Here is an 11612-nt window from a genome sequence, read left to right as displayed (position 1 = left end):
CATTGTGCCCGCCTGGACGACGGTGTCATGCCGCACGCTCGCCCGCCACGCCCGCCGACCAGGGCCGACGCGGCCACACCCGCCCGCCGGCCCGGGGGCCGGCGCAACCCCTCTGCCCGCCACAGGCCGGCACGACGGCGGCACCGGCACCGGCCCCGCGCGCGCCACGGGCTCCGACCGCCGGATCGGCTTGGCTTGGGGCCGGGCGCAGTGGAGGATACGGAGGTGTCAGCGGAGGCGGGGCCGGCGGCCTTCGACAGTCCGGACGAGCGCGTCCGGCGGGTACGGCTGCCCGCCGACCGGCGGACGCCGGCCGCCGCGCGTGCCCTGGTCCGCTCGGTGCTCACCGCCGCGCGCCTCGACGACCTGGTCAGCGAGGCTCTGCTGCTCACCACCGAGCTGACCACCAACGCCGTCGAGCACGCCCGCACCGAACTGGACATCGAGGTCGTCGCCGACGACGTCGGGCTCACCGTGACGGTCTCCGACTTCGCCGCCGGCTCGGTCGACGAGCTGACCGTCGGCGTACGCAACGACACCTCCAAGATCGACGAGGTCTCCGAGCGCGGCCGGGGGCTGCTGCTGGTGGATCACTTCGCCAGCCGGTGGGGCACCACCTACCTGCCCACCGGCAAGGGGGTGTGGTTCCGGCTGGACCGGCCCGGCGCCACCGATGGGCAGCGGATCGCCGCCGGCCCCCAGGCCGGCGCCGCCGGGGGCACGCCGATGTCGATCGCCGACGGGGAGCACCTGGGGCCCAGCGCCGGGGCGATGAGCGAGCTGATGCAGACCGCCCCCGACCAGTACGCCGACGATCCGCTACCGGACTTCGCCACCGAACTGCTCACCCGGCTCGCCGAGATGGTCGGCGCGGCCGGCGGCCTCGTCCGACTGGACCGGGGCGACGGGCTGGGCCGGCAGGTCCTGGCCCGGTACGGCCGCACCCCCCGCGCCGGCAACGAGCTGCTGCGGGTGCCGCTGGCGGTGCACCGGCCGTACGCCGGGGAGCTGGAGCTGGACGCCGCTCCCTCGACGTACGCACGACCGCTCGCGGTGCTGACCGCCGAGCGGCTCTCGCTGCACCTGGAGAACGACCGGCTGCGCCGCGCCGACGTCCGCCGGCAGGCCTGGTTGACGTTCCTGGCCGAGGCGGGCGAGCTGCTCGCCCAGTCCCTGGACGTCGAGCTGACGATGGTGCTGATCCCGCAGCTCGTGGTCCCCCGCCTCGGGCAGTGGTGCGCGGTGCACACGTCCGACGAGTGGGGACGGCTGAGACTCGCGGCGGCCACCCATGCCGACGAGACGGTGCTGCCGCAGCTACACAAGGTGCTCCGGGAGACCGGGCCGGACTCGGTGCAGTCCCGGCTGCGCGAGGCGTCCCGGCTCGGATCGCAGGTGCCGCTCGGCGGGCCGATGGAGGGCTTCGCCGTCCCGCTGGTGGCGCGCGGGCAGCGGCTGGGCACCCTCGCCGTGGGCCGCCACCAGCGGCACCGGCACGACCCGGACGAGGTCGCCGTGCTGGAGGACATGGCGCGGCGGGCCGCCCTGGCCATCGAGAACGCCCGCATCCACGCCGAGCGGCGGCGGGTGGCGCAGACCCTTCAGCGGTCGCTGCTGCCGCCGGTCCTGCCGGTGGTCGACGGCATCGGCTTCGCCGCCGAGTACGAGCCGACCGGTGACGACGCCGAGGTGGGCGGCGACTTCTACGACGTGCTTCCGCTGCCCGACGGGCGCTGGCTCGTGGTGGTCGGCGACGTGTCCGGCAAGGGGGTCGAGGCGGCGGCCGTCACCGGGCTGGTCCGGGACGTCATCCGGGTGCTGGTCAGCGACGGCAAGCCGCTGCCGGAGGCGCTCGGCCGGCTCAACGAGACGCTTGTCGATCGGGGCGGCGGGCGCTACTGCACGCTCGCGCTGGCGGCCGTCGGACCGGGCGAGGGCGACCAACTCGACGTGTCCCTGCACCTGGCCGGCCACGACCGCCCGGTGCTGCTGCGGGTCGGCGACGGGGCCACGTTCGTCGGCGCCGGCGGCACCGCGCTCGGCCTGCTCGACGCGATCACCTCGCCGGCCGCCGAGCTCACCCTGGCCCCCGGAGATTCGTTGATCTTCTACACCGACGGGGTGACCGAGCGCCGGCGCGGCCGGGAGTTCTTCGGCACGGAACGGCTGCGCGAGTCCGCCGCGCCGCTGGCCGGGTACTCGGCCGACGTGGTGGCCGCCCGGCTGCGCTCGACGGCGCTCGGGTTCTCGGGCGAGACGCCCCGCGACGACATCGCGATCCTGGTGCTGCGCAACGACCGCCGCTGACCCCATCGGCACGACCTGCGGGCGCGCCGGGCGAGCGCCGGCGGACGCGCGGGGCCAGCCAGGCCGCGCGGTGCGCTCAGAGGCCGCCGGGGAGGCGGCCCGGAGCCAGGCGCTGGTGCGGGTCCAGGTATTCCTTGGCCGCCCGCAGCCGGGGCAGGGAGGTCAGCTCGCCCCACAGGTCGACCGACTCCCGCACCGCTGGCGGCGCGGCGACCACCACGCACCGGCCACGCCGGGCGAGCAGCACGGCGCGCACCCCGGCGACGATGGACGCCACCCGCTCGGCGGGCAGGGTGCCGGGCAGCGCCGCGTGCAGCACGCCCTGGCCGGCGGAGCCGCGGACCGGCACCGGGCCCCCGGCCGCGTCGCGCAGCGCGTAGACGGCGGCGTGCAGGTCGGTGATCGGCACCTCGATGCGCAGCGCCGTCTCGCCGGGGCCGAACGGGTAGCGCCGCCACCACTGCGGGGCCGAGTGGTCGATCGTCGCCTCGTCGCCCAGCAGGCCGCACAGCCCATCGGCGCGTTCGGCGACGTCGGCGGGGCCACCCTCCAGCAGCACGGTCAGGCTGCCCGCCCCGGCCGGGACCACCGTGCGCCGGAACATGGAGGGGTGGCGGGCCCGGGCGAGAGCCTCCGGGGTGTCCGGGTGCAGCGGCGGGCGCACCCGGTTCGCCCGGGCCGGCAGGTCCAGCTCGACGGCGGCCGGGTCCAGCCGGGCGGCGAGCACCTCCCGGACCAGGCCGTCGACCTCCAGCGGGCTCCACACCGCACGGGTGACCCAGGCCCGGCTGGCCGGCACGGGCTGCACCCGCAGGGTGGCCGAGACCAGCACGCCGAGGCCGCCCTGCGAACCGCACAGCAGCCGGGCCAGTTCCAGGCCGGGCGCGCCGCCGCCCGCGCTGATCAGCTCGCCGCTGGCGGCCAGGTAGCGCACGCCGACAAGCTGCTCGCAGGGGCTGCCGTGCCGGTGCCGCAGCGGGCCGGACTCGTCGGCGGCCAGCACCCCGCCGACGGTCGCCCCGGGCGAGGGCGCGTCGAGGGCCAGCCGCAGCCCCGACCGTTCCAGGGTCGCCTGGACCGCCCGCAGCGGCGTGCCCGCGCCGATCTCGGCCACGCCGGCGTCCGGCGGCCGGTGAGAGATCCCGGCCAGCCGGCCGGTGTCGAGCATGATGTCGACGTGGTCGGGGGCTGCGCCCCAGTCGATCTTCGTGCCGGCGCCCCGGGGCACCACCGTCAGGTCGTGGGCGGCGGCCAGCCGCAGCACCTCGGCCGCGGCCTGCTCGGTGCCGGGCACCGCCACCCACCGGGCCGGCTCACCGGCGACCTCGTCTGCCGCCCCACCCAGCCGCGCGAAGGGCGGGCCGCAGATCTCCGCCAGCCGACGGGTGATGCCCACTGCCCTGGATCGGTCGATGGACCACGCTGCTGCCGCCATGGCGGCAATCGTACATGTGTTCGAACACTCGGTCGCCTCGCCCGGCCGGCGCGCGGGCGTCGATCTCGACGGGCGGGTACCGGAACCCCGGCGGCCGGTAACCTGACCGGCGTGACCACCGAGACCCCCGTGCCCGCCGCCAAGCGGATCCCCGTCGAGCGCACCCACCACGGCGACACCGTCGTCGACGAGTACGCCTGGCTGGCCACCAAGGACGACCCGGAGACGATCGCCCACCTGACGGCGGAAAACACGTACACCGAGGCGCGCACCGCACACCTGGCGGAACTGCGGGACACCCTGTTCGAGGAGACGCGTCGGCGCACCCAGGAAACCGACCTGTCGGTGCCGGTCCGCAAGGACGGTCACTGGTACTACACCCGCACGGTCGAGGGCCAGCAGTACGGCGTGCACTGCCGCCGCGCGGTCCGCGACGGCGAGACCGAGCCGCCGGTCAGCGTGGACGGTGCCCCCCTCGACGGCGAGGAGGTGCTGCTCGACGGCAACCTGCTCGCCGAGGGGCACGACTTCTTCTCCCTCGGCGCGTTCGACGTCAGCCCCGACGGGCGCTGGCTGGCGTACTCGACGGACTTCACCGGTGACGAGCGGTTCACCCTGCGGGTGAAGGACCTGACCACCGGCGAGGTGCTGGCCGACGAGGTGCCGGACACCTTCTACGGCACGGCCTGGTCGGCGGACGCCTCGGTGCTGTTCTACGTCACCGTCGACGACGCCTGGCGGCCCAACCGGGTCTGGCGGCACCGGATCGGGTCCCCGGCGAGCGAGGACGTCGTGGTCCACCAGGAGAACGACGAGCGCTTCTGGGTCGGCGTCGAGCTGACCCGGTCGGAGAAGTTCGTCCTCATCGACGTCCACAGCAAGATCACCAGCGAGGTGCGGGTCATCCCCGCCGGCAACCCCACCGGCGAGCCGGCGCTCGTCGCGCCGCGCCGGCAGGGCGTGGAATACAGCGTCGAGCACCACGGGCACCGCTTCCTGATCCTGCACAACGACGACGCCGAGGACTTCGCGCTCGCGTACACCTCGGCGGACGCGCCCGGCGACTGGGTGCCGCTGATCCCGCACTCCCCCGGCACCCGGCTGGAGTCGGTGGACGCGTTCGCCGACCACCTGGTCGTCTCGTTGCGCAGCAACGGGCTGACCGGGCTGCGGGTGCTGCCGATCGGCGGCGGCGACGGCCACGACATCGACTTCCCCGAGCCGATCTACAGCGTCGGGCTGGACAGCAACCCGGAGTACCGCACCCGGCAGGTCCGGCTGCGTTACGCCTCGCTCGTCGCCCCCGAGTCGGTGTACGACTACGACCTGGTCACCCGCAAGTTGACCCTGCGCCGGCGCAAGCCGGTCCGGCCCGGCCCGGACGGCCGCGAGTACGACCCGGCCGACTACGAGCAGCACCGGGACTGGGCGCTCGCCGACGACGGCACCCGGGTCCCGATCTCGCTGGTCTGCCGCGCCGGCACCCCCCGCGACGGCTCCGCCGGCTGCGTCATCTACGGGTACGGCTCGTACGAGGCGAGCATGGACCCGTGGTTCTCCATCGCCCGACTCTCCCTGCTGGACCGGGGCGTCGTCTTCGCCGTCGCGCACATCCGCGGCGGCGGCGAGCTGGGTCGGCGCTGGTACGACCAGGGCAAGATGCTGGCCAAGAAGAACACCTTCACCGACTTCGTCGCCTGCGCCCGGCACCTGGTCAAGTCCGGCTGGACGTCGGCCGACCGGCTGGTGGCCCGGGGCGCCTCGGCCGGGGGCCTGCTGATGGGCGCGGTGGCCAACCTCGCGCCGGACGCGTTCGCCGGCATCGTCGCGCAGGTGCCCTTCGTGGACCCGCTCACCTCGATCCTCGACCCGTCGCTGCCGCTGACCGTCACCGAGTGGGAGGAGTGGGGTAACCCCCTCGACGACCCCGAGGTGTACGCGTACATGAAGTCGTACGCCCCGTACGAGAACGTGGCCCCGAAGGACTATCCGGCCATCCTCGCGGTGACCAGCCTCAACGACACCCGGGTGCTGTACCACGAGCCGGCCAAGTGGATCGCCCGGCTGCGGGCGGTCGCCCCGCAGGGCGACTACCTGCTCAAGACCGAGATGGGGGCCGGGCACGGCGGCCCGAGTGGCCGGTACGACTCGTGGCGCGAGGAGGCGTTCGTCAACGCCTGGATCCTCGACCGCCTGGGGGCGTGAGGGTCAGGCGGTGGTGACCAGGTCTGCGAGCACGGTCGAATCGACGTTGCCGCCGGTCACCACCGCGGCCGTACGCCCCGCCGGCAGCTCGCCCGCGCGGAACAGCCGGGCGGCCGCCGCCACCGCCCCGCTGGGCTCGACGACCAGCCGGGCCTCGCGGATCAGGCGACCGGCCGCCGCCCGGATCTCCTCCTCGGTCACCGTGACGATGCCGTCGAGACGTTCCCGCAGGTGGGCGAGGGTCAGCTCAGACAGGTTGGAACGCAGCCCGTCCGCGCAGGTCCGGAAGGTCAGCTCCACGTCCCAGGTGACCACCCGCCCGGCCGCGAGCGAGTCCCGCGCGTCGGCGGCGAGCAGCGGTTCGACGCCGTACACGGCGGTCGACGGGCGCAGCGCCTTGACCGCCGTGGCGACCCCGGAGGCGAGGCCGCCCCCGCCGACCGGCACCAGCACCACGTCGACGTCGGGCAGGTCGGCGACGATCTCGGCCCCGGCGGTGCCCTGGCCGGCGATGATCCGCCGGTCGTCGAACGGCGGCACCAGCGTCGCCCCGGTCGCGGCGACGATCCGCCGGGCCTCGGCCAGCCGCCGGGACGGCGGGACGAGCAGCACCTCCGCCCCGAGCGCCCGCATCCGGGCGACCTTCACCCCGGGGGTGCCCTCCGGCACCACCACCGTGCACGGCATGCCGGCCGCCCGCGCCGCGTACGCGAGGGCTTGGCCGTGGTTGCCGGACGAGTGGGTGACCACCCCCCGGTCCCGGTCGTCGGGGTCGAGCCGGACGACCGCGTGGGTGGCCCCACGCAGCTTGAACGAACCGACCGGTTGCAGGCTCTCCGGCTTCAACCACAGCCTGTCGTCCCAGGGCGCGGCCAGCAGCGGCGTGCGCAGAACGGTCGGCGCGATGTCGGCGGCGGCGGCCCAGATGTCGTCGAGCGTCACGAGTTCCATCGCACCATCCTGCCGTTGGCCGGCACCGCGTCGCACCTCAGGTCGCCCGCAACTCCTCGACGGTCGTGCTGGCCCGCAGGAAGAGCAGCCCGACCGCGACCGTGAGGGCCACCGCCGCGACCGCGCCGGCCCCGACCAGGGCCAGGTGCTCCAGCGGTACGCCGGGTGTGGCGTACCGCTGGAGCCCGTCGACCGTGCGCGTGCGTGCCGGCCCGAGGAGGAACCGGCCGAGCAGCAGCCCCACGGTCAGGGCGAGCAGCACCGTCGGCACCGCCGGGGCGAGCGCCTGCCAGGCGATCGACCGGCCCAGCACGCCCCGGGGGACGCCCTGCGCGACCAGCGCCGCGTACGCCCGGCGGCGGGCCACGACCCCCTCGACCAGCGCGACCAGCAGCCCTCCGGCGGCGATCGTGACCGCCACCGCGACGGCGACGTCCACCAGCCCGAGCGTGTCCAGGTAGAACGGGTTCGCCCAGCCGACGTCACCGAGCGCCCGTGCCTCGGCCAGCTCGGCGTCGTACCGGGCCTGGAAGTGGGCGCGGTGGGCCGCCGCCCCGCCGCCGAACAGAACGGCCGCCAGCAGCGCGGCGAAGGTGCGGCTGCCGGCCCACGGGTCGGCGGTGAGCCGGCGGGCGGCCAGCAGCGCGGCCGGTCCGCGGGCGAGCCGGTGCAGCAGCCGGCCGGCGGTGTACGAGAACCAGCCCGAGGCGAGCACCAACCCGACCAGGGCGGCGAGCCCGCCGACGACGGCCAGGGCCGGCAGGTACGGCAGCGGCGCCTGCACGTTGTGGCGATCCAGCCAGATGAGCAGCGGGTGGTAGCCGGCGAACGCCCCCAGGCCGGCCGGGATGAGCAGCGCGAACCAGGGGCGGGGCGGTCGGTCCCGGTGGACGCGACGGACCACGCCGAACGGGGTGGTTACGACCCGGCGCAGCAGCAGCGCGGTGGCCGCCGCCGCGACGACGGGCAGCCCGAGCACCACCGCCGCCAGCGCGACCGGCGACGGCAGCACGTCCGTGGGCAGGGCGAGCCGGCCGTCCGCGTCGGGCCGGTCGAGCAGTTCCCGGGCGACCAGGAAGACCAGCAGGCCGCCGACGGTACCGAGCAGGCTGGCCACCCCGGTCTCCAGCGCCGCGAGCCGGGTCACCTGGCCGGGGGTCGCGCCGGCCAGCCGGAGGGCGGCCAGCCGGCGGTCCCGAGCCGGCGCGCCGAGGCGGGCGCACTGCCCGGCCAGCGCCAGCACCGGCAGCGTGAGCAGCAGCAGCGCGAAGGCCGTCCCGCCGCGCAGCCCCGGCTCACGCAGCAGCGCCGTGGCGTACTGGAGGGACTCGCGGGCCCCGTTGTCGCCGGTTGCCGGCGGCGTCGGCACGGCCAGCACGGCCAGCGCGGCCAGCCCGGCGAGGGCGGCGAGGGCGGCGCTGAGCGCGGTCAGCGCCACCCGGGCGGTGTCGGTGCGGGTGCCGGCGAGGGCAAGCCGGCCCAGGGTGCCCGGCCTCACCGCAGCCCGCCAGCCGGTGCCCCGCCGGCGAGCAGCCCGGGTGCGGTCGCCGCCGGCAGGTCCACCCCCAGGCCGGACCCGTCCACCTCCCCGTCGCGGAGCATCACCTCGCGGTCGGCGTACCCGGCGATGCGCGGCTCGTGGGTGACCAGCACGACCGCCGTACGCTGCTCGCGGGCCAGCCGGACGAGCTGGGTGAGCACCTGCTCGCCGGCCAGCGTGTCCAGCGCGCCGGTCGGCTCGTCGGCGAAGAGCACCCGGGGCTCGGTGACCAGCGCCCGGGCCAGCGCGCAGCGCTGCTGCTGCCCGCCGGACAGCTCGCCTGGCCGCGCGTCGGCCACGTCCGCCACGCCCAGCCGGTCCAGCCAGGCCACCGCCACCGTCCGCGCCGCTCGCCGCCGGGTGCCGGCGAGCAGGAGCGGAAGGGCGGCGTTCTCCGCCACGGTCAGCTCGGGTACGAGCTGGCCGAACTGGAACAGCACCCCGAACTCGGTGCGGCGCAGCTTCGACCGGGCCGCCTCGGGCCAGGTGTCGATCCGCTCGCCCCGCCAGCAGACCTGGCCGGCGTCCGGGCGCAGGATGCCGGCCAGGCAGTGCAGCAGGGTGGACTTGCCGCAGCCGCTCGGGCCGGTCACCGCGACGATCTCCCCCTCGGCGACGTCGAGGGTGATCCCGCGCAGCGCGGGTGTCGGCCCGTACGCCTTCACCACGCCGCGAGCCTGAAGTTCCGTCACGAGTGCACCTCCTGGTGCCATTCGGCGATCCGCTCCAGGGTGGTGCGCAACCACCTCAGGTCGGCGTCGAGGTGGGCGATGGCGTAGTCGGCCGCGACGACGTCGTCGAGGCTGGCCGAGGGGTCCGTCTTGACGGCGGTCAGCGCACGCATCCGGTCGGTGTGCGCCTGGCGCTGGGCGACGAGGTACGACCGGACCCGGCCGGTGTCGGCGACCAGCAGCGCCACCACCACCTTGGCGAAGAGCGTGCTGGCGACGTACGGCAGCGGCGGCTCGACCTCGGCGAGCCAGGCGGCCAGGGCGTCGCGCCCGGCGGCGGTGAGCGTGTACGCGGTGCGGTCCGGGCCGGCGTCGCGGTCCTGGCCGGCGGGGGCCACGAGCCCGTCCCGCTGGAGCCGGCCGAGCGTGGCGTAGACCTGCCCGAACGCAAGCGGGCGGGCCCGGGGCAGCCGCCTGTCGTGCGCGCGCTTCAGCTCGTACCCATGCTTGTCGCCCTCGGCGAGCAGGCCGAGCAGCACGTGCGGAGTGGACACCGGGCCCACTATTCACTGGGAGAATAGTGGAGTCAAGCGTCAGCTCGGCGACCAGCCGGGGTCGCGGCCCATCCGGGCGACGGCCCGCTCCAGCTCGGTGGCGTCCGACGGGGCGGCGACCGGCGGGGCGAAGGTCCCCATCTGCCGGCTCGTCTCGCCCATCCGGTCCATGAACGCGTTCAGCGTGGCGATCGTGGCCGGCGCGGCCTCGTACGGCTGGCCAATGGCCCGCGCCAGGTCCCACGCGTGCACGGTGAGGTCGGTCACGGCCATGTCGCCGACAGTCTCCTGAGGCAGCCCCGTTCCGGGCGACACCCCCTCCAGCGCAGCCGGGTCGGCCCACGCCTGGACCAGCCGCTGCGTCTCGGCGGCGAACCGCTCTCGCCAGCCGTCGGTGAGCAGATCGCCCTCGTCCGTCAGGTCCACCGGCTGCCGGGCGGCCATCGTCTGGAAGTTGACCACCGCGTGGAAGAGATGGTTGAGCAGCACCCGCACGGTGTAGTCCTCGCAGGGGGTGGGCAGGTCGAACTGGTCGTCGGAGATCCCCCGGACCACCGCCACGGCGCGCGGCGCGGCGTCCGCCAGCAGTTCACTAGTCTTCGTGGTCATGATGGCAGCATATGAGGGCGAACTAGTAGAGCCAGCCGCGCACGGACAATCCGGCCATCCGTGACTCGCCGGGCAGGCGACGTGAATGTAAACGGGCTCAGCCGACCGGCGGGAACCGGGTGAGGAACGCCCGCCACGCGGCCGGGGCGAACGCCAGCACCGGGCCGGTGCGGTTCTTCGAGTCGCGTACGACCACCACGCCGGGCAGGTTGCCGGCCACCTCGACGCAGTTGCCGCCGGTGCCGTTGCTGCGGCTGCTGGTGCGCCATTGGGCAGCGCTCAAATCCATGGTTCCGCCTCCGTGATCTCCGCGATCAGCTCGATCGACCGCTGGTGGGGCAGCGCCTCGCCCCGGATCGACTCCCAGACGTCGACCGCCCGGCGCACGTCCACCGGGCGGTCGACAGCCTGACCACCGAGCTGAGTCTCCACATAGACCATATCCTCGCCGACCGGCGGCGTGGCGATGACGAACGGGCCCTCCAGCCCGGCGTACGCGCCCACCGCGAACGGCACCACGTGGACCCGCACCCGGGGCAGCCCCTCGCCAACCTTCACCAGGTGGCGTAGCTGCTCCCGCAGCACCTCCGGCCCGCCGACCGGCCGGCGCAGCACCGACTCGTCCACCACCACGGTCAGCGTCGGCGGCCGGTCCCGGGTCAGGATCTCCTGCCGGTCCAGCCGGGTGACGACCTGCCGCTCGACCTCCTCCACCGAGAGCAACCCGCTTCCGGACAGGACCGCGCGGGCGTACCGCTCGGTCTGGAGCAGGCCCGGGACGTAGAGCGGCTCGTACCCGCGCAGCGCGGTCGCCTCCTGCTCGATCCCCGCCCACTCCCGGAAGTACGGCACCACCGTCTCCCGGCTGATCCGGCGCTGGATGCGGACGAACCGGCCGCCCCCGCCGAGCACCGCGTCGCAGCGCCGGGCCAGGTCCGCGCTGGGCCGCCGGTCCCCCGTCTCGATCTTGGCAATCAGCGCGGCCGAGTAGCTGACCGCCTCGGCCAGCGCCGCCTGCGAGAGCCCGGCGGTCGAGCGGGCCAGCCGTAACTCCTCGGCGAAATGGTCGAGCATGGACGATCGCTCCACGGACACCCTCCGTACACCCACGGGACCTGCGGGACCACGGCCGCGACGCCCGGACGGTCCGAGCCGCGACCGTTCATACGGTAACCACCACATCAGCAGAATGTGACCCCAGCGGGCCCGTTCGGCTGTCTCTTTCCGACAATCCCCGACCCGGGCGGGCCCGCGCGGGGGCGTGCCGGGCGCGGCACGCTCCCGCACCCCGTCGAGCACGCCTGAGGAGGCACCAGAGTGGACGACCGACCCCCGGGCCC

The 11612-nt window shown here is 75.2% G+C and carries 10 protein-coding genes; 2 read left to right on the top strand and 8 right to left on the bottom strand.

Annotation, left to right across the window (positions count from 1 at the left end; genetic code table 11):
- Positions 1-225: 225 nt before the first annotated feature.
- Positions 226-2307: a SpoIIE family protein phosphatase gene (locus E1258_RS07025; protein WP_132397932.1), complete on the top strand. Its 2082-nt coding sequence runs from the start codon at positions 226-228 to the stop codon at positions 2305-2307.
- 76 nt (positions 2308-2383) lie between these two features.
- Here E1258_RS07025 and E1258_RS07020 read toward each other — a convergent pair whose 3' ends face one another.
- Positions 2384-3742, bottom strand: coding sequence for an FAD-binding oxidoreductase (locus E1258_RS07020; RefSeq protein WP_132397930.1), 1359 nt, complete (start codon positions 3740-3742; stop codon positions 2384-2386).
- A gap of 111 nt (positions 3743-3853) precedes the next feature.
- On the opposite strand from E1258_RS07020, the gene E1258_RS07015 reads away from it, so the two are divergent.
- Positions 3854-5947 (top strand): S9 family peptidase, encoded by a 2094-nt coding sequence (locus tag E1258_RS07015; protein ID WP_132397928.1) that lies wholly within the window; start codon positions 3854-3856, stop codon positions 5945-5947.
- 3 nt (positions 5948-5950) lie between these two features.
- Here E1258_RS07015 and E1258_RS07010 read toward each other — a convergent pair whose 3' ends face one another.
- The 7 genes from E1258_RS07010 to E1258_RS06980 form a co-directional block, all read right to left on the bottom strand.
- Complete coding sequence (locus E1258_RS07010) at positions 5951-6898, bottom strand: threonine/serine dehydratase (protein ID WP_132397926.1); 948 nt, start codon at positions 6896-6898, stop codon at positions 5951-5953.
- A gap of 37 nt (positions 6899-6935) precedes the next feature.
- Entirely contained in the window at positions 6936-8396 is a 1461-nt protein-coding gene (locus E1258_RS07005; protein ID WP_132397924.1) for an FtsX-like permease family protein, read from the bottom strand.
- Positions 8393-9130, bottom strand: coding sequence for an ABC transporter ATP-binding protein (locus E1258_RS07000; protein ID WP_132397922.1), 738 nt, complete (start codon positions 9128-9130; stop codon positions 8393-8395). Before E1258_RS07000 ends, E1258_RS07005 begins: the two co-directional genes overlap by 4 nt.
- Positions 9127-9663, bottom strand: a complete 537-nt coding sequence (locus E1258_RS06995; protein ID WP_132397920.1) for a PadR family transcriptional regulator — start codon at positions 9661-9663, stop codon at positions 9127-9129. Before E1258_RS06995 ends, E1258_RS07000 begins: the two co-directional genes overlap by 4 nt.
- 39 nt (positions 9664-9702) lie before the next feature.
- Positions 9703-10272: a TIGR03086 family metal-binding protein gene (locus E1258_RS06990; RefSeq protein WP_132397918.1), complete on the bottom strand. Its 570-nt coding sequence runs from the start codon at positions 10270-10272 to the stop codon at positions 9703-9705.
- A 97-nt stretch (positions 10273-10369) separates the two neighbouring features.
- Entirely contained in the window at positions 10370-10561 is a 192-nt protein-coding gene (locus E1258_RS06985; protein WP_132397916.1) for a DUF397 domain-containing protein, read from the bottom strand.
- Entirely contained in the window at positions 10552-11361 is an 810-nt protein-coding gene (locus E1258_RS06980) for a helix-turn-helix transcriptional regulator (RefSeq protein ID WP_132397914.1), read from the bottom strand. The genes E1258_RS06985 and E1258_RS06980 overlap by 10 nt, the downstream gene beginning before the upstream one ends.
- Positions 11362-11612 lie beyond the last annotated feature (251 nt).

Origin of the sequence: Micromonospora sp. KC207, assembly GCF_004348615.1 — a bacterium.
In the GTDB taxonomy this organism is placed as follows: Bacteria; Actinomycetota; Actinomycetes; order Mycobacteriales; family Micromonosporaceae; genus Micromonospora.
The sequence above is the reverse complement of the archived record's forward strand: the minus strand, read 5'-3'. Positions and strand labels throughout refer to the sequence as shown.

Excerpts from the sequence above, each read along its gene's own strand:
- E1258_RS07020 (WP_132397930.1), bottom strand. The coding sequence starts at position 3,742 with ATGGCGGCAGCAGCGTGGTCCATCGACCGATCCAGGGCAGTGGGCATC.
- E1258_RS07010 (WP_132397926.1), bottom strand. The coding sequence starts at position 6,898 with ATGGAACTCGTGACGCTCGACGACATCTGGGCCGCCGCCGCCGACATC.
- E1258_RS06985 (WP_132397916.1), bottom strand. The coding sequence starts at position 10,561 with ATGGATTTGAGCGCTGCCCAATGGCGCACCAGCAGCCGCAGCAACGGC.
- E1258_RS06990 (WP_132397918.1), bottom strand. The coding sequence starts at position 10,272 with ATGACCACGAAGACTAGTGAACTGCTGGCGGACGCCGCGCCGCGCGCC.